This is a genomic window from Bacteroides sp. An269 (assembly GCF_002159755.1).
Classification (GTDB): Bacteria; Bacteroidota; Bacteroidia; order Bacteroidales; family Bacteroidaceae; genus Phocaeicola; species Phocaeicola intestinalis.
Genome location: NZ_NFJG01000014.1, coordinates 1 through 23,027, shown reverse-complemented (window position 1 = coordinate 23,027; position 23,027 = coordinate 1). Strand labels below are relative to the sequence as shown.

General features: G+C 55.5%; 33 protein-coding genes. 7 read left to right on the top strand and 26 right to left on the bottom strand.

Features of this window, described 5'->3' with window-relative positions; translation table 11 throughout:
• Positions 1–61 precede the first annotated feature (61 nt).
• Both B5F71_RS20650 and B5F71_RS04760 read left to right on the top strand, forming a co-directional pair.
• Positions 62–232 (top strand): hypothetical protein, encoded by a 171-nt coding sequence (locus B5F71_RS20650; RefSeq protein WP_164488567.1) that lies wholly within the window; start codon positions 62–64, stop codon positions 230–232.
• Positions 233–276: 44 nt separating this feature from the next.
• Positions 277–726 carry a DUF5053 domain-containing protein gene (locus B5F71_RS04760; RefSeq protein WP_087208092.1) on the top strand — a complete coding sequence of 150 codons (450 nt, stop codon included), beginning with the start codon at positions 277–279 and terminating at the stop codon, positions 724–726.
• 55 nt (positions 727–781) lie between these two features.
• Here the strand turns inward: B5F71_RS04760 and B5F71_RS20955 are convergent, their stop codons facing one another.
• The 9 genes from B5F71_RS20955 to B5F71_RS04715 form a co-directional block, all read right to left on the bottom strand.
• Positions 782–1,231 carry a hypothetical protein gene (locus B5F71_RS20955; RefSeq protein WP_241148556.1) on the bottom strand — a complete coding sequence of 150 codons (450 nt, stop codon included), beginning with the start codon at positions 1,229–1,231 and terminating at the stop codon, positions 782–784.
• 433 nt (positions 1,232–1,664) lie between these two features.
• Complete coding sequence (locus tag B5F71_RS04750) at positions 1,665–2,693, bottom strand: hypothetical protein (RefSeq protein WP_241148555.1); 1,029 nt, start codon at positions 2,691–2,693, stop codon at positions 1,665–1,667.
• Positions 2,694–3,042: 349 nt separating this feature from the next.
• The gene (locus B5F71_RS04745; protein WP_087208086.1) at positions 3,043–3,594 is read right to left on the bottom strand and encodes a hypothetical protein; all 552 of its coding nucleotides are present in this window, start codon (positions 3,592–3,594) and stop codon (positions 3,043–3,045) included.
• 122 nt (positions 3,595–3,716) lie between these two features.
• Complete coding sequence (locus B5F71_RS04740; RefSeq protein ID WP_087208084.1) at positions 3,717–4,130, bottom strand: CopG family transcriptional regulator; 414 nt, start codon at positions 4,128–4,130, stop codon at positions 3,717–3,719.
• Between the two features lie 46 nt (positions 4,131–4,176).
• On the bottom strand, positions 4,177–4,374 hold the full coding sequence (locus B5F71_RS04735) for a type II toxin-antitoxin system HicA family toxin (protein WP_087208082.1): 198 nt from the start codon (positions 4,372–4,374) through the stop codon (positions 4,177–4,179).
• 150 nt (positions 4,375–4,524) lie between these two features.
• On the bottom strand, positions 4,525–4,788 hold the full coding sequence (locus tag B5F71_RS04730) for a hypothetical protein (protein ID WP_143269848.1): 264 nt from the start codon (positions 4,786–4,788) through the stop codon (positions 4,525–4,527).
• Entirely contained in the window at positions 4,761–4,997 is a 237-nt protein-coding gene (locus B5F71_RS04725; protein WP_087208079.1) for a hypothetical protein, read from the bottom strand. Before B5F71_RS04725 ends, B5F71_RS04730 begins: the two co-directional genes overlap by 28 nt.
• Entirely contained in the window at positions 4,994–5,305 is a 312-nt protein-coding gene (locus B5F71_RS04720) for a hypothetical protein (protein WP_087208077.1), read from the bottom strand. The genes B5F71_RS04725 and B5F71_RS04720 overlap by 4 nt, the downstream gene beginning before the upstream one ends.
• A complete protein-coding gene (locus B5F71_RS04715; protein ID WP_143269847.1) occupies positions 5,302–5,631 on the bottom strand; it encodes a hypothetical protein in 330 nt (109 codons plus the stop codon). The genes B5F71_RS04720 and B5F71_RS04715 overlap by 4 nt, the downstream gene beginning before the upstream one ends.
• A 246-nt stretch (positions 5,632–5,877) precedes the next feature.
• On the opposite strand from B5F71_RS04715, the gene B5F71_RS04710 reads away from it, so the two are divergent.
• The 4 genes from B5F71_RS04710 (at position 5,878) to B5F71_RS04695 (ending at position 7,969) form a co-directional block, all read left to right on the top strand.
• On the top strand, positions 5,878–6,234 hold the full coding sequence (locus B5F71_RS04710) for a hypothetical protein (RefSeq protein ID WP_087208074.1): 357 nt from the start codon (positions 5,878–5,880) through the stop codon (positions 6,232–6,234).
• A gap of 15 nt (positions 6,235–6,249) precedes the next feature.
• Complete coding sequence (locus tag B5F71_RS04705) at positions 6,250–6,816, top strand: hypothetical protein (protein ID WP_087208072.1); 567 nt, start codon at positions 6,250–6,252, stop codon at positions 6,814–6,816.
• A 326-nt stretch (positions 6,817–7,142) separates the two neighbouring features.
• Positions 7,143–7,388 carry a hypothetical protein gene (locus B5F71_RS04700; protein ID WP_087208070.1) on the top strand — a complete coding sequence of 82 codons (246 nt, stop codon included), beginning with the start codon at positions 7,143–7,145 and terminating at the stop codon, positions 7,386–7,388.
• A 95-nt stretch (positions 7,389–7,483) separates the two neighbouring features.
• Positions 7,484–7,969: an HU family DNA-binding protein gene (locus B5F71_RS04695; protein ID WP_087208068.1), complete on the top strand. Its 486-nt coding sequence runs from the start codon at positions 7,484–7,486 to the stop codon at positions 7,967–7,969.
• Positions 7,970–8,493: 524 nt separating this feature from the next.
• Here B5F71_RS04695 and B5F71_RS04690 read toward each other — a convergent pair.
• The 8 genes from B5F71_RS04690 to B5F71_RS20950 form a co-directional block, all read right to left on the bottom strand.
• Entirely contained in the window at positions 8,494–10,248 is a 1,755-nt protein-coding gene (locus B5F71_RS04690) for a hypothetical protein (protein WP_087208066.1), read from the bottom strand.
• Entirely contained in the window at positions 10,214–10,837 is a 624-nt protein-coding gene (locus B5F71_RS04685) for a hypothetical protein (protein WP_087208064.1), read from the bottom strand. Before B5F71_RS04685 ends, B5F71_RS04690 begins: the two co-directional genes overlap by 35 nt.
• Before the next feature lie 22 nt (positions 10,838–10,859).
• A complete protein-coding gene (locus tag B5F71_RS04680; RefSeq protein WP_087208062.1) occupies positions 10,860–11,216 on the bottom strand; it encodes a hypothetical protein in 357 nt (118 codons plus the stop codon).
• A 94-nt stretch (positions 11,217–11,310) separates the two neighbouring features.
• Positions 11,311–11,721, bottom strand: a complete 411-nt coding sequence (locus tag B5F71_RS04675; protein ID WP_087208060.1) for a hypothetical protein — start codon at positions 11,719–11,721, stop codon at positions 11,311–11,313.
• A gap of 72 nt (positions 11,722–11,793) precedes the next feature.
• Complete coding sequence (locus B5F71_RS04670) at positions 11,794–12,621, bottom strand: hypothetical protein (protein ID WP_087208058.1); 828 nt, start codon at positions 12,619–12,621, stop codon at positions 11,794–11,796.
• The gene (locus B5F71_RS04665; RefSeq protein WP_087208056.1) at positions 12,618–13,202 is read right to left on the bottom strand and encodes a hypothetical protein; all 585 of its coding nucleotides are present in this window, start codon (positions 13,200–13,202) and stop codon (positions 12,618–12,620) included. Before B5F71_RS04665 ends, B5F71_RS04670 begins: the two co-directional genes overlap by 4 nt.
• 78 nt (positions 13,203–13,280) lie before the next feature.
• Positions 13,281–14,762: a hypothetical protein gene (locus B5F71_RS04660; RefSeq protein ID WP_087208054.1), complete on the bottom strand. Its 1,482-nt coding sequence runs from the start codon at positions 14,760–14,762 to the stop codon at positions 13,281–13,283.
• Positions 14,763–14,796: 34 nt separating this feature from the next.
• On the bottom strand, positions 14,797–15,441 hold the full coding sequence (locus tag B5F71_RS20950) for a S49 family peptidase (protein WP_262483243.1): 645 nt from the start codon (positions 15,439–15,441) through the stop codon (positions 14,797–14,799).
• A gap of 16 nt (positions 15,442–15,457) precedes the next feature.
• Between B5F71_RS20950 and B5F71_RS20945 the strand changes: the two genes are divergently transcribed.
• On the top strand, positions 15,458–15,742 hold the full coding sequence (locus tag B5F71_RS20945; RefSeq protein WP_241148553.1) for a hypothetical protein: 285 nt from the start codon (positions 15,458–15,460) through the stop codon (positions 15,740–15,742).
• Positions 15,743–15,776: 34 nt separating this feature from the next.
• Here the strand turns inward: B5F71_RS20945 and B5F71_RS04650 are convergent, their stop codons facing one another.
• From B5F71_RS04650 to B5F71_RS04610, 9 genes are all read right to left on the bottom strand, one after another.
• Positions 15,777–16,124 (bottom strand): hypothetical protein, encoded by a 348-nt coding sequence (locus B5F71_RS04650; RefSeq protein WP_143269846.1) that lies wholly within the window; start codon positions 16,122–16,124, stop codon positions 15,777–15,779.
• A 139-nt stretch (positions 16,125–16,263) separates the two neighbouring features.
• The gene (locus B5F71_RS04645) at positions 16,264–16,761 is read right to left on the bottom strand and encodes a transcriptional regulator (RefSeq protein WP_087208048.1); all 498 of its coding nucleotides are present in this window, start codon (positions 16,759–16,761) and stop codon (positions 16,264–16,266) included.
• 445 nt (positions 16,762–17,206) lie between these two features.
• Positions 17,207–20,401, bottom strand: coding sequence for a DNA primase (dnaG, locus tag B5F71_RS04640; protein ID WP_087208045.1), 3,195 nt, complete (start codon positions 20,399–20,401; stop codon positions 17,207–17,209).
• A gap of 55 nt (positions 20,402–20,456) precedes the next feature.
• Positions 20,457–20,888 carry a hypothetical protein gene (locus B5F71_RS04635; protein ID WP_087208042.1) on the bottom strand — a complete coding sequence of 144 codons (432 nt, stop codon included), beginning with the start codon at positions 20,886–20,888 and terminating at the stop codon, positions 20,457–20,459.
• Positions 20,885–21,115, bottom strand: a complete 231-nt coding sequence (locus B5F71_RS04630) for a hypothetical protein (RefSeq protein ID WP_087208040.1) — start codon at positions 21,113–21,115, stop codon at positions 20,885–20,887. Before B5F71_RS04630 ends, B5F71_RS04635 begins: the two co-directional genes overlap by 4 nt.
• A 25-nt stretch (positions 21,116–21,140) precedes the next feature.
• Positions 21,141–21,458, bottom strand: coding sequence for a hypothetical protein (locus tag B5F71_RS04625; protein WP_087208038.1), 318 nt, complete (start codon positions 21,456–21,458; stop codon positions 21,141–21,143).
• 1 nt (position 21,459) lies between these two features.
• Complete coding sequence (locus tag B5F71_RS04620) at positions 21,460–21,690, bottom strand: hypothetical protein (protein ID WP_087208035.1); 231 nt, start codon at positions 21,688–21,690, stop codon at positions 21,460–21,462.
• Positions 21,691–21,816: 126 nt separating this feature from the next.
• Positions 21,817–22,206, bottom strand: a complete 390-nt coding sequence (locus B5F71_RS04615) for a hypothetical protein (protein ID WP_087208032.1) — start codon at positions 22,204–22,206, stop codon at positions 21,817–21,819.
• Between the two features lie 255 nt (positions 22,207–22,461).
• On the bottom strand, positions 22,462–23,007 hold the full coding sequence (locus B5F71_RS04610) for a phage antirepressor N-terminal domain-containing protein (protein WP_087208030.1): 546 nt from the start codon (positions 23,005–23,007) through the stop codon (positions 22,462–22,464).
• Positions 23,008–23,027 lie beyond the last annotated feature (20 nt).

Here is a 23,027-nt window from a genome sequence, read left to right as displayed (position 1 = left end):
AAGCAAAAGCGTATTATCTTTGTAGTGTCAAACAAGAGTTCTTAATTTAATGTTTAAATCGATGAAAGAAGAAGAAAAAAAACAGTTAGAGCAAGAGTACGAGAACCTGAAACTTCTGATTTCCTTTCATGAATCTTACGGAATACCCGAAGACGTAAAAGAGCGGAAGCAGTTGATAGACGATATCTTGGACCGGATGCTCGAGATTAAAGAGAAATTGGAACATGAATGATTAACCGCCCTCCCTTCACTGGGAGGGCTTAAAACTACAAAAATATGATAAATTGGGATAATTGCCTGCCTACTCCGGAAATGAAAGCAGCGTTCGAACGTTTTAAGACCTTGCGCACCCAGGAGGAAAGGGATGCTTTCAAAAAAGAAATGGAAGCCAACTACGCACGTATGTCTGATGAAGAGAAAGCACTTTACAGGGAAAAGGCTGAAGCCGGATTCCAAGCGACAGTGGATGCCTGCAACGATTTTATCAACCGGGCAGACGAAGCTATCCTACGGGATAAGCTCGGCGAGCTGCCGGAAGCCATATCGCTCAGCTACATTGCAAAGAAATACTTTGGCAAAAGCCGTAACTGGTTATACCAACGCATTAACGGTTATGTCGTGAACGGGAAAAAGGCTCATTTTACCGAAAGTGAACTCCAAACATTCAGGCATGCACTGGATGACATTGGAGCGATGCTGAACCAGACATCGTTGAAACTCGGTTAAGAACAATCTTGTTTGAACATCCGTCCCCGCAGTCGAGCCGCTGCGGGGATTTTTTTCATCTCTTCATCCGCTTCATCATTTCGTCTGCCCGCTGCTTGTCGTCGAGCAGTTTGAGGAGGACACGGAGCAGCGGTGTGCGGTCGGTATCGTCTGCCGTGCCGAACACGCCGCTCTCTGCCACGGTATAGAGGATGCTGTTCAGCCCCAGGTCTTGTGCGGACGAACGGGGTGCATCCGGCTCACGACGGCTGAATACGGGGGCAAAGGTCACTTCGTGTCCGTCGACGACGAAGCTGCCTGTCTGCAGGTATTCGCAGAAATAAGCGAACCACACGTATACGCCCCACTGCATCCAGCCGGGCATCTTCACGGCATCGCGCATATAGCCGGGCATGTTGTCCCGGCAGAAGGGGATGCGCCGTCCGCCGGTACCGGGTGTGCGGTACAGGGTGGCGGTGAGGGCAAGCAGGTCGCTCTCGTAATGGTCGGTGGTGTACAGGTTCATGGCGGCAGTGGCGCAGCGGAACTCGCCGAAAGTGAGGTCGGCACCGTGGCTTGCCGGACCGCGCAGCCCTTGCCACTCCGGCAGCAGGTTCTTCGTGGTGCGGAAGTCCATGGCAACGCAGCCTTCTTCGTCGTCCACCACCCACATCCAGCCCAGCGTGCCTGCCAGCCTGTCCACCAGGTTCATGTCGTCTGTCTCGTGCTTGCGGCGGAACCTGTAGCCGCGCCGCTTCAGCACAAAGGCACACCACGCACGGCGGATATCCTGCAGCGATACACCCCGCCGTACCCTCAGTGCGTGCCTTAACTTCAGGAGGTACACCCACTCTTCGGGTGTCACCTCTTCCCAGCAGTCGGGGAAACTTAATTCATTTGCCATTTGAGTATTTACAATTTACTTGAATTCCACATTATCCCTCCGTGATGAATAAACCTTATACCTGGTTCGAAGCCCGGTCGCCTGCGCTCACGTTGTCTTCTTTGTTGATGACCTTGCGGTACAGCCCGAGGAAGATGCCTTTTTTGTCCGGGAAGTTGATTCGGATGGCGTCGTTTACGGCTTCGAGGGCGATGTCTTCGGCTATCTGCGTGTCGGCACCGTAGAATATCTTCAGGGCATAGAGCATCTGGCTGCCGCTGTCGCTCTTGCCGTCGATGATGATGTTGGCAAGGGCAGGAGATAGCCCGAAGCCGCTGGTAGTCGAGCTGTCGGCGATACGGCTTATCTTCGCCTGCGCGTCGATGTACTTGTCGATGTTCATCTCGATAGGCTCTATCTTCCAGCTCTGCAGGTTGCCTTGCGGGTCGGTGAAGTCCACACACGAAAAGAACTTGCCCGCGTTCGCCTTTCCTGCCATCACGTCGGCAATGGTCTGCGTCAGTTCGTCTTTCAGCTTCGACATCTCGCGCTGCACCTGCTCTTCGGTCCAGTCGGGATGCAGTTCCCTCACCAGGTCTTTTTTCTCATTCCAATACTCACCCGGGGCGTGCACGATGTATGCCGCCGCAATCATGTTCTCGTTCAGGTGGCTGATGATGCGGGGCAGGTCGTTGGCGTTCTCCAGCCAGGGCACCGAGCCGTAGAAGCAGGAAATGGCGTACAGGTTGCGCCCGAACGAACGCATCGAGTGGTAGCGGATGGCGGTCTCGTGGCGCGAGGGGTTCCATTTGTCGAACACGGGATAGCGGCGGAACGTGCGACTGCGGAACGCGTCGAAGTCACCGGTCAGCACGTGGGTCACGTCTTCCAGCCTCCGGCTGTCGTTTGCCGGCCATACCAGCCGGCATTCCTGCGAGTGCAGGCAGTCCAGCCCCGCCACCCACGGGCGGCCGATGCGCACGCCGCGCCCCATGCGGTACTTGACGAACACGCCGTTCAGGTGGGTATATTCTACCAGGGCGGCACGCACAAAGGCACGGTAGTCCCACGACTCCAGCCAGTCTTGTATCTCCGCGTCTTCCACCCATCGCTGGACGCGCTCGTTGTTCTCTATGGCGATGCGGTAGAGTGCCGGTCCCTGCCCGTACAGCAGCCCCGTCTTGCGGTCGAGGATGCCCGGGCCCAGGTTGTTGCGCTCTAGCAGGTTGCGGATGGCGTTGGGCAGGTTGTTGTCTTTGCCCCAGGGCACCACCCGTTCGCCCGCCACGCTGACGGGGTCGCCGTCCCAGTTCTCGCCGCCAAGGTCGAAAAACTGGCTCATGGCGCCGCTCCAGTCCATGTGGATGGCATACTGCCCGGCGGCGGTGTCTACGAATGAGAATTTTCCGATATGTTTCATTGTTCATGAGTTAAGGAGTTAAGAAGTTAAGAAGTTAACGGTTTATCAGGATGCGGGTGGTGTTGATGAAAAGCGTGCCGCAATAGTCCTGCACGATTTTCTGCAACGCAGGAATATGCTGTTCGACGACAGGGTCGAACCACGGCTTGGGACTGCGCTCCATCTTGTCGCGGTTGTGCTTCTTGGTCACCACCACCGTACCTCCTTCGCGGTTGTATCCGCGCCCTACGCCCAGATGGACGTACAAGCCCGCCTCCTCGAACCCGAACCCGATGCTGGTGATTTCCTGCCCCGCCTGCGGAGCCTTTCCCCAGTGGCGGTAGTTCTGCACGAGCGAGGCGGACAGGCGGGTGTCTTCCGTTATCCAATGGCTTATGCTGCTCCGCAAGGCTGCGTTCACCGTGTCTCCCCAGCGGCGCACGTTGCTGTTGAAGCGGGCTACGGCTTCCTTGTCTTGCTGCCGTTCCCACTGCTGCGTGATGCCTGTATCCCCTTCCACGTAGAGTTCGATGGGATACCCTTCGCCCCGTTTCTTCCGCCGGTTGCGCCGGTAATACCCTGCCATTCGTTCTGCATTTGCTCCCATAGCTTGTTTTTTCGGCAAAAGTAAACAGACAGCGGTACGGCGGAAAGGACACAAAAAAAGGCTTCCCCCGGGGAAGCCTCCATACTGCACCGGCTCTGAGGTGCAGCTGTGTGTCAATAAAACTACATTATTGCCAGACATTCTTTTCCGATGCGGTGAATGCCTTCAACGATGCGGCGGCGTTGCTCTTGGCGAGGCTCTCGCAAACCGTTTGCATAGTGTGAAAGCTGTTGCTGGCTGATGCCCGATGCCCGCGAGATAGCGGCAAGCGAGGTGAATTGTTCGCATTTGCGCAGCAGGGCAGAGGTTCCCAGCTCGACATCAAACTCGTAATCTCCTGCGGCAAGCCATTCCGGCATGGCATCACCGTCTTCCGTGCAGCCCTCTACATGAAACCGCACGGCTTCTGCCAAATCCTTCATCAGCCCCTCATACGTTTTGTTGGTTACGGTTACTAATCCGTTCAGGACCTCACATTCAGTCACTGCGGCATAATTCTTTTCGCACCAATCTACTTTTACGTGAATCTTTTCCATATTATCTATCCTCCTGCTATTATTTATATTAAGAGAAAGGGGCAGGTCATTTCCACCCCGCCTGTTTCCAAATGCTGTTTAGCAGGAATTGGCTCAAGACCTCGCTTTCGTGTCCCCTTACCGTCACCTTACCCGGCTTGTCCGGGTGTTTGAATTGCCGGTGGTCACCCCCTCCGCTTTTTATCTTGACCCATCCGTCGGCTTCCAGCATCCTGATTACTTCTCTGACTTTATATTTTTTCATTCATCGGTTATTGAGTGTACTGCAAAGATATAAAATATTATATCATCTGCAAAGGAATGGTGTATTATTTTATACTATTTAGAAGAATATACCCGGGTGTCCGTGAAGAACAGCCGGGTACAATAAAAGAAGAAGCTATCGCCGAGGGACTCAACCTACTTCCGGCAGCCGGTTGCGCCCGATGTACGTCTCTTCGCTCATCGCTCCTTTGATGACCGCCTTGGCATCCTGCCAGCAGTACGCCATGCGGATGCCGCGGTGGGTCATCACCCAGTCGCTCATGCCGGTTTCGGCGGAGATCTCTTCTACCACCTGCAGGAACTGCGTCAGGTTCTCCAGCCCGTTGATGTAATAATGCAGTTCGGAGCATTCTTCGCGTGCGTCATTCATTGCGCGCCTCCTTCCTCTTTCCATTCGCCGGTGGCTTTCAGTGCGGCGGTAAGGCAGCTTATCAGGCGGCGCACGTCATCGGCATCCAGTTCTTTGTCCATCAGTACGCTTTCGCCGCCGCAATACAGATAATAGATGTAATCGCTCACGGCGTTTCCGGTTGCTTTCATCTCGCAATACACGTACATCTCTTCGTTGTTGTGGTTAATGTCGCCGAATTTCTTCTTTTTCATCGCGCGCCTCCTTCCTCTTCAAGTCCGATTTTCAGGAATCGTCCGAGCCAAGACACATCGGCAGGCATCTTCTGGAAGATGTATATTACCGTTTTCACGTACCCAGATGATGCCGCTTTCTTGTGAAATTCTTCCAGCGTCCCTATGCTGTAACGTCCGGCTTCCTCTACTACCGCATAGTCACAAGGTCTGGAGGGTGTATAATAAAGAATAGAGGAGGGTGCTTCGAAGTTGCTTTCGGAACAAAGCTTTCTCCATAGACGGGTCTTTCCGGTTCCTGCCTTTCCGCAGATAACGATTGTTTTCATCGCTCACCTCCTTCCCGTTTTGCACGGTACACGCAATAAGCCGCTGCCGCCACGGCTGGCGGAAACACGAAGGTGACGCAGAGCGCGCCGATGGCGCCCACGTACCATGCGTCTTGCGCTGTCTGGATTTGACATTCGGACGGAAGCGCCCGGTTGATGAGTTCACGGAATCTTTTGCCCACGGATACACGGGCGGTCGGCATGCTCTTCGTGCCGAGAATCATTTCTTTTTTCATAAACATATGAGAGTTTGGCTGTGTACAGGCAAGTTTACGTATGGATACACGAACGGCTGCCTGTTTCCCGTAAAGTCGCCAAACTCTCATATGTTATTCTCCGAAGAGCATAATATGTAGGGAAAAGACAGCCGTAAGTTTCGTATATAGATTTGGGCACCTCACGAATGAGGCGAGCAAACCGATGGACATAAAAAAAGCCCAATTTCGTATTGAGCATCTAACCGGATGCCCTGCGGATATGAATATCATATAAAAGTTTGGCACTGCAAATATAGGAATAGTTTTTGGAACGGCAAAGAGAAAAATGCGTAAATTTGCGGAAAACAAAAGAGAATGAGTATTATCAAAGCATTATTATCACATTCGGATGCCAGCGGCTCTCGTTCCACTATCCTCAAGCCGCTTACGTGGCTGCTGGGAATTATACTTGCCACCCTGTTGGCCGCATTCCGTTTTAGTGCGCCGGCATGGTTCTGTTATCTGTTGGCTGGGATAGCCATACTGGCAGTCCTGCTGTTCTTTTTCGCTTATGTGTTTTGCCTGTTCAAAGACCGTGATGCCTTGCGCAGCGAAAGTTTCAGCCTGCGGAAGATCCGCAGCGGCCTACTTAGCCGTGACATAAACGAAACCGTACGCCGTGCGGACACACTGTATAGATACATCTCCAACGGAGAAACAGATACAAAATAAAAACCATACTGTCTTATGAAACCGTTCGTCCTCCCAATCTACAAAGTGACTACCGAGACAGCTTTTTACTTGTCGCTGGACGTATTGAAGCTGTTCTACGACAATGCCCAAAAGCGTCTTGCCGACTATCAGAAACAGGCAAACGACACCACTGAGAGGGCTTACAAGACCCTTGCCATTTATGCCACCCTGCTCACCTTGCTTTGCGCTTACGTATTCACTCATCCGGATTTAGCGTGGCGAACGGTGCCCGTATGGTTCCTACTTGCCGGTACAGCCTTATCCACGTTCTGGATGATGAAAGTGGTTATGCCCCGCGACTATATGCCATTGGGAAATACGGTCAAGGATTCCCAGCCCAACGAATATGCCCAATCGTTTACGGAGGACGGAGAATCGGCAAGCGATGACATACAGATGCGCCTTGTTTTGCGGGACGAGCTTAACCAACTGGAATATTCCATTCGCTGGCAAGAGCAGACGAACAATCGCCGTGTCCGACTGTTCGGGCGGTCGCTCCGGTCCATTCTCTGCGGCATTTGCGCCGCCATGCTGTCTTATCTCATCCTTCTTTTCCTTTAGTCGGATAACTTGTTGTGCCCGGAACAGGCTTCGGTTGCGGGCGCGGCGGAGTAATCGGTATCTTTGGTGGTAACTTTCCCATAATTGCTAAAAAAGGGCGTCCCCCTCGCCACAGTGCGCCGACAGGATAAACACGAACCTGAACCCGGCTTCACGGGTTACACTGTAGCAAGGGGGACATGTCTTTGTTTTTTATTCGGCATGGCAAATATAAGAATAATCAATCAGACATGCAAATTCCGTCCGTTTTTCCTTTCTGTTCCAAAACTTTATGCTATCTTTGCCTGCCACGGGAGGAAACGAAAGTTCCCGTACCTATCCATTTTATGACTCTTTTCGAAATACTGGAGTTCAACCGCGAACTCATCGCCAAGCTCGTTGCCGCCGGCGTAAAGGCGGACGACTGCAAATACATCGACCTTTACATCGAATATACGTCCATGCGCCGGCGAGGCGAGAAGGTGACCTACGCCGTGACCGTGCTTGCCGTGAAATACCGCATCTCCGAGCGCAAGGTGTACGCCCTGCTGAAACGCTTCGCCGCCGACTGCACGCGCCGTGCAGCGGAATGAGCGCACGCCGGTGTACGGATTCCGCCCCTTAGCCTTACCTTTGCACCCGGCCGGAGCAATGGTGCTGCGGCGCAACCTTTAAAACCTTACAATCTATGATCAACTATTCTGTATGCCTGCAGGCGAACCCTGCCAGCGAGTCGGCGCCCGAAAAGGCGTATGCAAAACCCCAGATGAGTGAATTGATGACGTTCAACAAGTTCGTGCGCCACATCGCGAACCACAACGGCGTGTACTCGCGCGGCACCGTGAAGGGTGTCATCTCGGACATGTGCGAATGCCTCGTGGAGATGCTCCTCGAAGGAAAGAAGGTGCAGCTGGGCGACCTGGGCGACTTCTGGATTACGCTCTCGTCGGAGGGCGCGGAAACGCTGGAAGCCTTCACCGCCCAGAACATCAAGGCGGTGAACATCCGTTTCACGCCGGGAGCCGACTTTGAGAACCTCGCCTCGCAAGCCACGTTCAACCCCGTGAGCAGCCGTGCCGCCCAAGCCGCCACGCTGAAAGCCGAAAAGGCGGGCGAGGCGACGGTAGACCTGGAAGCGGCAAAACGGAAAGCACAAACGCAGACGGGCGCGTAGGCAATTGATGACAACCGGAAAGAGGCTCGTCCCTTTATGGGGACGGGCTTTTTTTATGCCCTTACGGGCAGAAACGCAGCGCGCTGCGAAGGCAGTTTCATAGCGGTGAAACTGCGGATGTACCGCTATGTATCGGGCTGATCAGCGCGCTGCGTGCGGCGGCATTCCGCGCTTCCTCCCCGTCTGCCAGGCGGAGTGCGCCTGCGGAACAGGGCGGTTTTCCGGGCAAAACGGCACAACGGGAAGCAAGAAACCGATGAATATCAGAAAGAAAACCTTCTGTTGTCGCTTTAAAAGCGGCAACAAGCATCTCCGAAGTCCGAGCCGCGCCGTCGGGGGATTGCGATTGCAAGCCTTCTCCCAGTTCGGAAATATGACGAAATATCGTTACAAATAATGCGAAGCCCACCAGCTGGAGCAAGCCGTCCCACCTTGCGTCGCATCTCCGTTAGGGAACAAATAAAGCCCGACCATCCATCACGGACAGTCGGGCTGCACACAAACATGGAAAGAAAGCTGTGCTATTACAAGTAGGCTGCCCCGCTCACCTTGCTGCGGCTCTGCCACATACGCACCACTTCGGGGCGCAGAACGAAGTACTTCAGCGCGTCGGTCAGGTTGGTGCTCTCACGGGGCAGGCGGTGTACGGGCAGCTTGTCGCCGGTCTTCTCCTTGACTATCTGCGTGGTGTTGTCGCGCTCGTTCACCTTCGCCTTGGTGCGGGTCACCTCCATCTCGCTCTTCAGGTTGGGGCAGTTGTGCTGGTCGATGAGCAGGGTGTAGAGCTGGCGGGCGAGGTTGCCCGGCAGAAGGTCCATGAAGAACCGGTACTCGAGGTTGCTGGAGATATTGCCTTGACCCAGGCTCATGAGCTGCACCGTCCAGCCCGTGCGCCTCCCTTCGCTGTCGGTCTCGATGGCTTTCTTTATCTGGCTTGCCATGTCGGTGCTGACACGCTTGTAGTTGTTCATCGAGCGGTCGTAGTAGAGCTTGAGCAGCTTGCGGCGGTGGGGCTTGAAGTAGGCGAGGAACTTGTCGGCAAGGTCGCGCACGTTCTGCGGGGGCAGGGTGTACAGCTCCTTGAGGATGCGCATCACGCGTCCCGCCTGCTGCCCGAACACCATGCTGAGCATGTTGCCGGCGTCCATGCCTGCCTCCAGCGGACGCCCCGGGTCGAGGTAGCGCAGCACGGTGCAGTCCTGCTCCCAGCCGAAGGGGTGCTGCTCGATGACCTCGTTCAGGAAACCGTCGGCATAGAAGTTCTTCATCGACAGGTTGCAGTAGAACATCTGCGAGGCTTCGAGCTTGGGGATGACCGAGAGGATGTTGCACGCCGCGCCCTCCAGCCCTTCGGCAAACTCGTCGTTGAACCAGTCCTCACCCAGGATGTCGACGTTGACATACGAGGACGAGATGAAGAAGAACGACACCCCGCGGCGGGTCTTCACCCACCGCCGTTCCCACCGCTCCATGGTGCGCCGTGCCAGCATCATCTGGCGTTCGGCATCCGCCAGGGCGGGGCGCACGGCAGGTTCGGTGCGCGCGTCCGCCTTCAGGCTGTTGTATTCCTGAAGCCGTGACAGGTATTCGCGCTTGGTGTCGTTGTAGACGAAGCCGGCACGGAGGGCGAGCAGGATGCGCTGCTTGTCGTTCTGCCGGGCGAGCTTCAATATCCAGTCGTACTCGCCCAGGTGGTTGGGGTTGGGCATGTCGGTGGTGAGCGTGCGGCTGCGGTACCACACCGAGTCGCCGTACTTCACCCGGAATCCGCGCACCGCCTTCAGCAGGTTGGTGAACTTCTCTTCGGGGAAATACTTCACCTCGTCGCCGAACACGCCCACGTAGGAGCGTCCCGCGCCGATGGCTGCACGGTCGAGCGAGATGAAGGTGAAGTTGAACCCGGTATAGAACACCATGGTGTTGCGCCAGTCGGTGCAGACGTTGTACATGCGCTGCTTCCATTCCCGTGGCGGCTCGCGGTTGATGACGAAGTGCACGTCGGGCATCCATCCCAGCAGCGAAAGCCCGTCGATGAGCGAGGGGATGACGTTCTTGTGCAGGTCGCTGTAGGTGTCCGCCACCCATGCGAAGGGTGCTCCGGGGCAGTCGTGCGCCACCTCCTGCACCCGTTCCGCCAATACCTGCACCGTCTTGGCACTGGCACGCCCGGCAATCCAGTACAGGCTCCAGGGCTGCATCACGGCGATGAGCTGTGCCATCCAGTTGGCATAGCGCACCTCTACGTCATTCGTAATCTTTAGTTTTCTCTTGCGTGTCATCGAGCATTTCTTCAAAGTTAATGTCTTCTATGTTGGCATCCCGGCGCAGGCGCACCTTCTCGCCTTCGGGCAGGTCCTGCATCTGGTCGATCTGCCGTGCCAGGTTCTGGCGGTTTGCCGCCGGAAGCCCTACCGATTCGGGGCTGAGGTCGTACCACTTGATAGGCTTCTCGTCCACCTGCTTCAGTTTTACGGGGTCGGGCTTGTCGAGCTGCTTCACCTTGGCGGCCTGCACCAGCAGGTTGCCGTACACCTCCATGTCTTTTGCCGAGGTGGCGTTCTGCAGCACGGCGAGGGCTGCCTTCTGCAGGTTGTCGAAGAGGATGCTTCGGTAGGCGTCGTTTTCCACCGTGTCGTTCAGGTAGAACAGGTTGAGGGCTTCGGCGTACATCTGCCGTGCCCTGCCACGCTCCACGCAGAACGGCTTGTGCATCAGGAAGGCTATGGCGTTGTCCTTGCCGTACTTGCGATGGATGCCCACCAAGGCGTAAAGGGCATTGTAGTAGTCCAGTTCTTCGGCGGTCAGCTCCAGGGTGCAGCCGCTGGCAAGGTAGTCTTGTAGGGTTTCGTAGTGGGATTTTTCGAACATACTTAGAAAGGAAGAATTAAAGTCAGCCTATATCATCAAAGAATATCTTGTTGATGCTGTTTTTATAACCTATCGATTTGCGGAACTTGTCAAACCGCTGTGCCTGTGTCACGTTCTCACCGGTCTGTGCGGCGGCAGACATTGACAGCCCCTCTTTTGCCTGCTGGAGCAGCTGCCCCCGGTCGTAGTGGTACTTCAGCGGACTGCCTATGAGGTGGAAGTACCACAGGAAGTCTTTCTGCGGTATCTTGTAGTACATGGCAATCTGTTCGGGGCGATAGCCGATGCCGGCAAGACGTTCGTATTCGTCAATGTCGATGCGCGACATCCATTCGGGACTGTCATGCCAGCGGTCGTATCCGGTCACTTCTGAATTCATGGTGATTGGTTTTATTTAAAACGCAGACTGACGCAGATTTTCGCGGATAAAGATTTTAATCTGCGTGAATCTGTGTCAATCTGCGTTTCTTTTATTACTCTAATAATCTCAGGATGTCTGCCCGTTCTTTCTCGTAGCCTGCCAGCCGTTCGCGGCGCACGGCGTCGAGGTGGGGCTTGTCACCCTTTGCCAGTTCGCTTTTCACGCGCCAGATGTTCATCTCCACCTGCCGCAGCCGTGTCATCAGCTTCTTGACCGGCATGTTCACCAGCTTTTTGCGGCGGCGGAACTCGGCGAAGGCGGGATGCTTGCCCAACAATGAGCCGTGTTCTTGGTACCACGTTAGCTCTTGCCAGATAAGGCGGTTGTCGATGTAGTTGTCTACCAGCTCGCCTGCCGTCTCGGCGCATTCCGCCAGTCCGGCACATCCGCGCAGCTTCTGATGCAGGCGGACGTAAGCCCGGTACTTGGTGAACTTGCGGCTGGCAAGGGCTTCCAGCTCCATGGGGCATCCGGGCTTGTCGAGAAACGGGAACTCGTCGCGGAAGCTCAGGCTCTTTTCTCCGGCATCCGCTCTTCATAGCTCGCAGGGCGACTTGTCGGGAAAGCGTTTCTCCAGGAACTTCTCCAGCCACGGGCTGTAACCGCTGCGGGCATTGTTCATGAACACCTTGTTCTGTAACAGCCGCTCCACGTACTTCTCATCGGGCGCCTTGCTTACCACCGGCAGCAGGAAGGGATCGGTCTTCCAGTCCAGACGGACGGGGTGCACCGTGTTGCACTGGTTGAAGTAAAGCGAGGTGAAGAGCGTGCCTTCCGTGGCTTTGGGGTCATCGGCAGGCAGGAACGCCGCCAGCCGTTCCTTCTCAAACCATAGGGGCGTATGGGTGCCGTAGTTCAGCGCAGGCAAGCCCGATTCGGCGAGCAGTTCCATCGTGTGGCGCATCGCGGCGCGGTAGTGCCCGCTGTAGGATTCGGGGCGGAGCGGTCCCAGTACCTTGGGAATACGGATGTGCTCCAGCCCGACGGGGTTCATCAGGTAGATGTCGTCGTTGGTCCAGATGAAGCCGCCGGTCACTTCCGGGCTCTCCTGTGCCGTCCACAGCTTGTGCAGGGTGTCCACGCTGGGGATGTCCGAGCAGCGGGGGCACTCGATGAGGGTCAGGTTCTCGCCGTCCATCCATTCTTCGGCATCACCGATAATGACGATGCGGAAGGGAAAGCGCGCGTTCTGGTACCACGAGCGCAAGGCGAAGAGTAGCTCGTTGCCCTGCGCATATTCCTTGCAATACGGAATGGCCACCGAGACGCATGCGGTCCCGGCGGTCTTCTTATTGTCGGCATCCTGCACCGGTGCGGCTGGCAGGGGTGCAGGGTTCTCTACAGGTTTCATCTTGTCCGTCATACTCCTCCTCCGTGTGACGACCCTGTACCGGTCAGTCCGAGAATGGTGTTGATATCTTCATCGTCGGTCACAGGGATGAGCGACTTGGCAATCACGCCCAGCGTGTCTCCCCGCAGGGTGGAAGCCATGTTGATGGTGGTCTTGTTCGCCTCGTTGTTGTCCTGCCCTTCGGCGGTGCTGATGCTCAGCGGGGTGCAGGGCGTTCCGGCAATCTTGCAGTCTTCGCCCGCGCAGTTGATGACTATCGCACCGAGGTTTTCGTTGACGTTGTTGTTGAGGAACTCTTTGAACTCGACTTCCGAACCCGGATGCTCGAAGTCCACGTGGTGGATAAATCCGCGTGCATCGGGGTCTCCCTCTGCGGTGTCGTAGATGTTGATGGTGCTCTGCGTGGTGTACACGGCAATGGGTTTCTTGCTCTCGGCGAAGGAGAAGGCGGTCACGCGCACGCCCTTCGCGTCTTTGGTAAAGGTTGCCACGTCGTCCCAGCGGAAGAGCACGATGTATCCTTTTTTGCCTGTAGCCCGTCCGGCATTGTTGCTCTTGCGGGGCACAGATATGAATGCGTATTCGTCTGCCATAATAATGAAGAATTAATAATTAAGAATGAAGAATTGACAATGAACCATGCGGCATCGCAATTGTCCATTGTCCATTGTTTATACGCCGCCTCCCTGCGAAGATTCCGGTTCTTCTTCCTCTTCGGGCGGGATGTAGGCGAAGATGGCTTCGGCGAGCCAGAAACCGCAGGCCTCCCACCATTCCGCCATGATGTCCACGTTGTAGTGGTTGGTCTCCATGCGGATGCTGGTGCGTTGCGGGTCCTTCGACATCAGGTGTTTGAAGTTCTCCTTCGGAGTGATGAAGAACACGCCGGTACCGCGCATGCCTTCGAGCGGGGCGAAGGTGAAGTTGGTGAAATCAATCTTCACTTTTTCGCCGTCCTGGTTCTTCAGCCACGGGTATTTCTCGCGGTAGGCACGGCTGTATCGGATGACCAGATCCGGGTCTGCGTGCACGAACATCGACTTCTTGCGGTAGAGGGGCTTCACCTGGTCTACCGCCTTGTCTATCTGTTCCAACAAGGCTTCACCGTCCGTGCTCAAGGTTTCGCCGTCGAGCAGCCACGTCACCTTCTTGTTCGATGCCGTCTTGAGTGCCTTCAGCTGGGTCACGTAGCCGTCCATGCAGTCGAGGGCATCGCTTGCCGCGCCTCCGTCCTGACTGGCGGAGTTCTCCTTATATACGCCTACAGCCAAAGCCTGCTCACGCTCTTCGTCCAGTTTGGGGAAGATGAGCTGGTAGAGGATGTAGCGCACGATGGGCATGTCTTGCGGGTCGAGGTTCTCGTCGTAGAGGTAGCCCAGGATGTCCTCCATGATGTCGGACGGTTTGACTGGTACGTTGATCTTGCACTTGTAGTTGCGGATGGTGAGCGGCGTGAAGGTGCTCTTCGACTTGGGTGTCCAGTAGGGCACGAACTGTTGCAGCACGCTGTCGATGGCCGCCTGCTGTGCACGCACCTCGGTCTTGTCCGTCATGATGGTGCTCATGTAGCGGATGGATTCGGTAGTGCCCATCAGGTCCTTGATGATCTGCAGGCGTTCGCTGCTTACGTACTTGCCGAACTCTTTCTGAAGCTCGGTGGTGTCGATGGTGGTGTTGCCGCTGTAGGCAGCCCCCTTGAATGCCGCATCGAGCCACTGGTTGTGCGCCAGGCTCATGTCGGGCTTGAATTTCTTTGCCATACCTTTATCATTATCTCCCGTCACCTGTTCGCCGGCATCGGCTGCAGGCTCTTTACTCAGGCGTTCGATGGTCTTGTCCCGCTCTTCGAGAAGGGCTTTCATCTGCTTTTCGGATTCCTGGAGTGCCTTGATGCGATCCATCAGGCGGACGTTGCTCTCGCGTTCGTCTTCCAGCTGTGCCTGCACTTCGCCGGTCACGGCACTTTCGGCTGCCGCACCGTCTTTCTCAAACTCCGCCAAGTCTTTCTTGAACGACTCGACAAACTTCTCGCCGTACTTCTGCTTCAGCTGCTCTTCTTGCACCGACAGCAGAACGGACTTGCCGTTCTTGTCCTTGGCGAAAGCCGAGATGCCCAGAAAGGCGAGAACCACACTCATTACTTTTCCAAACATAGCTTTTATTCAATTAAGAATTAATAATTAACAATTAATAATTGGCTCCCATATAGTCGTCGATGCACATCTGCGCCGACAGCTCGCGGCTCCGTTCGGCAGCCTGCGCCAGCGTTCCTACCGCATCTGCCAGCCCCGTGCCGACGGCATCACGGGCGTAGAACATGCGCCCACGCAGCACGCCTTCGGTGTCCGCCTTCAAGCGTGCACCCCGGTTGCGCTTCACGTTCTCTTGGAAGTCGCGCGCCAGCGGGTCAAGCTCTTCGTCGCGTATCTTGGCATACTCGCCCTTCTTTGCCGCCTCGAACGGGGCGTTCTTGTAATCCGACAGGTTGCTGTAGATGGTATGCACCTTGATGCCCTCGTTCTCGTAATACTTGGCATAGTCGGCAAAACTCATCATCACGCCGATGCTCCCGAATTCGGCATCGATGTCGTTGTCTGCCAGTATCTCGTTGCAGTAGCTTGCCACGTAGTAGGCGGCGGAAGCGCACAGGCTGCAGCTAGCCACCACCGCCTTACGCGCCGACTGCGCCTGGCGGATGGCATCTGCCAGCGGGGCGATGGCATCCACGCTGCCGCCGCCCGAATCGATGTCGAGAACGATAGAGGAAATGTTTTTGGATGCTGCCGCCTCACGGATGACGGAGGCGATTTCGGTTGTGCCGTAGCTGCACATCGTGCCGTATTTCAGCATGGTGCCGCGCAGGGGGATGACTGCCGTGCTGCCCTCGGGCGCATCGGAAAACGAATTGCCACGCTTCATCAGCCGCCCTTCGTGCTCCAGCATCACCGGAACGGGCTGGCTTTCAGACAGCGGCTTGCCGTCTGCCAGCGAAGCGTCGCGCGACAACAGCCGCTGCACCAGGAGCAAGTTGGCTTCCGCCTCGCGGAAGGAGATGAACCACTTGCCCCGGCACACCGCACTGTATAGAAATGAGAAAACCATTGTTACACCTTTGAAAACTAATACCTATTAATAACCGGATACAAAGGTACAACGGTATCAACCCCTTAAAAGGACGAATAAACCTTGGCTGGCTCGGGGCTGTTGCGCTTGAAAGTGAGTGAAAGTGTTGCAGGAGTGCCGCTCAGTTCGGTGTTGACCTGTACCGGGAACTCATCGCTCCCCACCACCCGTCGCTCGCCGTTGGTGAAGTCGAGCAGCACCAGCCCGGCTTCGGCGAAAAGGGTGCGGAGTCCGTTCAATTCCGCCGAACTTGTGTCGGTTACTACGGCTTCGAGTTCTTGTTCTATGGGATAACCCGCTTCTCCGGTCTCGCCGTATTCGGCTGACGAAACAGGTACCGGCGTGAAGGTGCCCCGCACTCCGATGTCCGGACTGCCCGGAAAGTTGCGCACCGTGGCTTGGCTCAGCGGAAGGAACGCCAGCCCGCAGACGGACGCGCGTTTGTCGTTTCGGTTCATTTTTACTTAAAGTTTAAGAGTTAAAATACGAGTTTCGGCGGTTTTCACTTAGAATTTAATAGGTTAAACAGTGTTAAGGGAATAACGAAAGCTGGATATCCCTGTCTACCTCCTTCACCATGCGCTGGCGGTTGCGGTAGTCGTACTTCTTCACCGCATCGTAGTTGATGGCGTTGTTCTTGATGTTGTAGGCGTAGAGGAAGGCGCGGATGATGCGGTCCTGCTTGTAGCCCTTTTCGTAGCCGGCAATGAAGTATTCGCGGATACGGATGCGGTAGGATGCTTCGATGTACTCGCGCAGCATCCGCTGCTTCCATTCGGGGATGTAGATGAAGTTCTCCTGAAAGATGAAGTGGTTCCACTCCTGTACCGGCAAGACAAGCGTGACGGGATGCTCCTTGATTGCCTGTTTGGGCGGGCGGTCGCTCACGGTAATCATCGACTGGATAAGCTTGCCCAGGTCGTTTGCGGCGGTAACGGTTATGGCTTCTTCGCTACGCGGCGTGCCGAACTCGTGATACAGGTAGTCGTGTAAATGTGGCAGAAGTTCTATGATAACTTGAGGTTTCATGCGTTAAGGTTTTGATTATGTTGCAAATATACAAAATAATACGTGAAGAATGAAGAATGAAGAGTGAAGAATGGAGGTGCGGACAAACGATTATCCGCTTCCCGTGAGGGCATATTTCCGCTTCTACAACTTCTACATTTTCTACAAATACGTATATTACTGATAATCAATAGCATGCTTGTCAGTCAAGTAAAAAAGGGAGACAAAAAACCGTCTGCATTGTAGACGATTTGTAGAAGAATCGGGCAAAAGCCGGGTTTTGTAGAATTTTGTAGAAGCTTGTAGAAGCTCTTTTTAGGGCTTAATGTGCTGATATATAGCATTGTAGAAGTTGTAGAAAGTGTAGAAGCATTTTTTGCCCCATCCGGGAGAGCGCAAAAAGGCAAAAAGAAACCCCGACATTCGCATGCCAGGGCACTCCGTTATAGCTATGATAGACAGATGCTTAGAACGGAACATCGCCGTTGTCCGCATCTTCGGAACCGTTTAGGGTCTCGATGTTCAGGTTGATGTTGTATGCCTCCATCAGGGCGGCATAGTCGAAACAAAGGGCTTGTTTGGTGGTGCTTTGCTTGTAATACCGTTTCGTTCCTCCTGTCTCTATCTCTTTGACCACCTCGATGCCTTTCTGTATGACTTTGAACCGCACGCTGTTCTGGACGCCTAAATACTCGTGGCTGTTCTCCAGATAGAAGTTGAGCGATTCGGTAGGCAGCGCGCTGTCGCCTACCTGCTTGCTGTATTTCTTATACAAGGGGAAGATGCGGTCGGTGCGCATCCTCAATACAGGGTGCGGGGTCTTGTATTGGATTTCACGGCTTTTGTTCGTCTTCAACCGGTCGAGGTAGTCGATGCGGAAGTCGGACTCCAGGAATATCTCGCCGTCTTGCTGCAGGTAGCTCACCACGTTCCAGAAGTTCGCCAGCTCGTTGTTGCTCTTTGTCTCGCGGTTCTGGCGCAGGATGCCCTCCGTGCATATCCGGAGCAGTTCGTTATAAGAGAAAGGCAAGTCGATGGCTGCTTCCAGCGTGCGGAAAGCCGCCAATGGGATTACCCAGTTGCGCTGGATGCGGTCTTCTACGGTTTCGCCCTTCAGACGTTCGTTCAGGTCTTCCATGCAGCTGCGGTAATTGTCCGGGAAGCCTGCCTCCATCCGTGCGCGGTGGGAAAGCAGCTGCAGCGTGAGGTGTGACAGGCCGAGGTCGCGCAGGCTCTTCAGTTCGTCGAATGCCCGTTTCTCCTGCGTCGAGAATTCGGTTTTGGTAAACGTGAGGTAAACCAGCCGGCTGAAAAGGGCGATGTCGATGGTCGGCATCTCCTGCCCGGAGAGGATGACGCCGCAGTCTACTGAGGTTATCTCGCGCTTCTTGTCGCGGTCCATGTTCATCCGGCTCCTGCCGGTGCCGTCCCACAAGCCTTTCAGGAACTCGCGCTTGTCGAGGTCGATGCTGTTCTTGTACTCGTCGATGTGCACCAGGGCGTTCGCGCATTGCGCCACGGCATCGCCCAGCGCCGCAATGGTGGCGTTCTGTATGTTGGGAGGCGTGTTCTTGATGATGAAGAACGACATGAGCGAATGTCCCAGCTCGCTCTTGCCGCTGCCCTTCGGGCCGAACAGGTTCAGGATGGGGAAGCTCTTGGTCTGGCCGGCTATGAGGTCGCGGAACAGTGCCGCCATCAGGAAGCACAGTCCTACCTTGGCATTGTCGCCGAACACGGTGATGAGCTTGTCCGCAAAGCTGCGGAGCGACACGTTGTTGTAATTGGTATAGACGAAACGCCGTTCGAACTGGAAGAGCTTGGCATCGTCGCGGTATATCACGCTGCATCCGGGCAGGTAGAAGTTGCCCGCCTTCAGGCGGACGATGCCGTATTCGTCGGCGGCGTGCCACTCGCCGTCATAGCATCCGTTGCCGAAGGCGAAGAAGCCTTGCCGCTGCCAGCCCAGCTGGGTCACCTCGACGGCGGTCTCGGTCTGCTCGTAGAGGTAGCTCTTCAGGCGGGTCAGCTCTTTTTCGGTCACCATCCATATATAGTTGCCCAGCCCTTCCACGCGCATCTTGAACTTGGCAAGCGACACAAGGTCTTCCTGTTTCATCTCGATGATTTCCTCCTGCCCGCGCTCGTTCTTGATGCGGTACAGGCGTTTGGGCAGCAGGCTGTCCTTGATGTGGAACATCGGGCGCATGGTGAAGTTGCTCCACTGTATCATGCCCTTGTCGCCCTGCGCGTAGTAGCAGTTGTGGTTCTCGTAGAAGCCGTACTGCTCGTAGCTCTCGCGGTCGATTTTCTTGCTGGCATCGATGACCTTTTTCGCCTTGTCCAGTTTCTTCGCTCGCCGCAAAGCCGATGTCCATGCGGGTTTGTCCGGATAAACGGAAAGCAGCTCCTTGACGTACATGCCTTCCTTCACCTCGTCGTCTACCAGTGCCAGCAGGGCGCAGACACGGTTCACCGCCTCGCCGCGGTCTTCGGTGGTCTCCACTTCCTGAAACGTGTAGCGGGCAAACCAGGTGATGAAGTCCTCTTCCTTCAGCCCGTCGAATTTCTGGCGGGTGGTGCAGTAGCTGTCGGGATCCTGCTTGCTCCGGTCTTCGCCCAGGGGGATTTCCTTCACCGACACGGAAAGCCCGCAGCGCATCGCCAGCTCGCCGTTCTTCAGGGCGTTGCGGGTGCCCGCGCCCGTCTTCTCGCCCCGCTCCAGGTTGGGAGGGTCGGCGTCCGGAAGGAAACACACGCGCGGGGCATACCGCTTCAGTTGCTCCAGCTGCTCGCCCGTCCACGCCCCTCCCAGCGGAGCCACCGCGTTGTTCACACGGATGCGCTGCAGCTGCATGGCGTCGGGCGCACCCTCTACCAGGTAGAACTTCCCCTCCTTGGCTGCCTGACGCACGGCAAGGTCGATGCCGAAGATGGAGGCGCGTTTATGGTAGATGTCGTTTTCGGGCGGGTTGAGATACTTGGCTGTGTCTTTCGCCCCGGTCATGTCGCGGGCGGTGAAGCCGATGATGCGGCGGAAGCGGTCGCGTATCGGGATAACGGCACGCCCGCGGTAGCCGTCGTACACCGCTCCCTTCTCGTTCGTCTTCAGCAGCCCCATTTCTTTCATCAGGTCGGCAGACAGGCCTGCCGAGCGCGCAAAGCGGAGCAGGTCGTCCCACGTGTCGGGGGCATAGCCGATGCCGGTCTCTTCTACGTATTCCTTGCCCCAGCGGCTCACGATGTAGTCCATGGCTGCCTTGTGTTCGGGCAGGAGCATGTTCTGGCGGAAATGTTCGGCACAGCGTTCGTTGATGGCAAACATGCTCTCGCGTTTCGCCTGCTCGCGCTCCTGTTCGGGAGTCAGCTTCCGTTCTTCCACTTCGATGCCGTAGCGTTTGCCCAGCGTCTGCACGGCTTCGGGGAAATTCATGGCTTCGTGCTCCATGAGGAATCCGATAGCGTTGCCCCCTTTGCCGCAGCCGAAGCAGTGCCACGTGCCGCGTGCGGGGTTGACGCAAAACGAGGGTGTCTTTTCGTGGTGCAGCGGGCAGCAAGCCCAATATGCCGCACCGCGCTTCTTCAGCTCGACGCATTGCCCGATGATGTCCACCAGGTCGGCACGGTCGAGGATTTGTTCGATGGTTCTATCGTCTATCATAGGTATAGCTGTAAGTGGTTGCGGTCGTCGGTCTGTCGGCAGGCCGCAAAGGTGGTCAATTCTTTTCGGATATGGCAGGACGCACATCGACGGAAGTCTCCACACCTTCCTGCCCGACGCCCAATCCCTTCAGCAATGCGCCTGTAAGCAGGAACGGCAGCCCGTGGCGGTCGTGCTCCTTCAGGTTGGCAGGCTTGACAAAAGCTTCGAACTCGTAGCTGCCGTATTTTTCGTAGTCATGCGTCACATTGATATACAATTCCGTCCCGTTGCCGCCCGTTAGCGTGATGCGGCACGTCTCCCTTACAGCTCCCAGCTGGTCTGCCCAGTACCAGCGGTCGAGGTGGGGCTTGCTGTCGAGCCTTACCTGTTTGTACACCATCGGCTTGTTGCCGCGTTTCATCAATACCTGGTCGGTCACGGTGCCCAGCTCTCCGGTCTGCAGCACCCTGACGCGTTGTTGTTTCGTGTTCTTGTCTTTTTTCATTGTTCCGTGTCTTTTAAGTTATAGTGTCGGTTGATGACGCGGCTCATCACCGCGTTGAAGTCGAAATCCGTGTCCGGACATTCGATGATGACGGTCTCCAGCATGGTGCCGTTCGCATCATCGTAAGGCACGCCCCGCTGGATGTGTACGGGCAGCCGCCCGGCACGGCATTCATCGATGAGCGCCTGCAGCAGCCCCGTCTCGATTTCCAATTCATACTTCATCATCCAATTATTAATTATTAATTGTTAATTATTCATTGCCCAAGTGTTCCTCCATCAGTTCGGGCAAGTCTACCAGCAGCTGTTCCATGCAGCCCATGGGGGCTTGCAGGCAAGTGAGGTAGAGGTTGCTCAGGTCGTCGTCGATGGTCTGCGCACGGTCTACACGCACGTAGAACAGGCGGTCTACGGCATCCACAAAGTCCATGTGCCCGCTCAGGGCAAATCCGCAGGTGCACACCAGGATGCCTGTCGGCGTGGGGCGCGGAATCCAGATGCGATATCGTTCATCGGGGGAGGCGATGCAGGCAAAGCCCCGCTGTTGTGTTTTGATTGTTTTTGTTTCCATACTATGCGTTGTTTGATTGTTGTTTTTCTTGTTCTTCCACACAATACTCATGCAGTTCTTTCAGTATTTCATTCCATGGGAGCCGGCACAAGCGGTCGGCCAGCCAGTACACACCGTCTGTGAATCCATACTCGTAAACGTCTCTGTGGTGGCTGCGGAAATATTCGTCCGAATTGTCAAGCCATTGTTCGGAATGCTTTTCTGCTGCTTCTTTAATCTGTTCTTTTTTCATGTCTTTATTGTTTTAATGATTGCTTATCCGGTGTTGGTAATTCGTTCGGTTCAGGGTGTACCCGTCCCGGGCGGATCTCCGTGGAAAGCCGTTTGGGGGGAAAACAATAGTAAGAGGTTGCGCCCGTTACGAGAGGTAGGCGGGCAATACGGTAGCGTCGGGATGCCGGGCGATGAAGGCGAGGGTGTTGCGCATCCGCTTCTCGGCACGGCAGCGGCGGCGGTACGCCTGCTTCTCCAGCCATTTGGCGTGCACGCGCTCCACCAGCTGCGCATACGAGTCGGCTCCCATGGTGTAGCACGTGCCGCAGATGTTGAACGTGCCGGTAAGGGTGTGCCCCTGCGCGTTGGGCGTGCGGCGGTAGCGGACGTGGCAGCCCTGCAGGTCCATGCCCAGGCGTGCGAAGTCGGTGTAAGGATTTCCGGTAAGCGTGAAGGATCCGATGCCCGTTTCGTGGGCGGACGTTCCGTGGCAGATAGACAGTTCAGCGTTGGAAAGTGAGTGATACTGTAACATACGTATAAATAAAAAAGGTATCCGTGCCTGTCCCGCTGTCTAACACATTCACTCACAAATGCTGTGGGTGCATTAACACGCCACACGGGGGTACACGGATACCTGTATAAGGTTATACTATAATCGTTGCGGACATAAAAAATGCCTGCACTTCCGATGCAAGCTCTTCGTCCTGCATTTGTGAGTATGTAGTTTATGTTAGACGTTGCAAATATAGTGATAATTTTTGAATGTGCAAAGGGTTTGGGTGGATTTTTATTCTTCTTCATCGGAATGAAAGGGCAGGATGAGCTGCCGGTTGTTGGCACGCCATTCCTCAATGGTTACCTTCATCACCTGGTTCAGTTCCGCCTTGGCTTCGTTCATCAGCTTCTGCGCGTCCTTGAAGCGGCGCTGGCCTTCCTTGTATTCCTCCACCTTCCGCTCAATCACCTTCTGCTTTTCGGCAAGGAAGGTCTGCGGCTCGGCAAAGTGGCGGTAAAGGGCTTCGTAGCATTCTTCCTTATAGCGCAGCACGGCGGGGCGCGCTTCCTCGTTCACCCTCGATGTGTCGATGCTGAACAGCCAGCCGAAGACGTATTTGTATGGGATGCAGTACATTTCCCGGTCTTTCCCGTCGGCGGCAACCACGGTCATCATGACCGCAGTTGGATTAAGGATTTCGTCCCGTTCGATACGCTTTCTTTGGCTGTCTGCGTCAATCCCCAACGCTTCGCAAATGGGGCGTATGGCAATCATCTGTTCGTCACTGGTGGCAATGATGTCCACGTTGTTCACTCTTACAATGGTCTTTGTTTCCATAATGCTGTTTTGTTATTGAT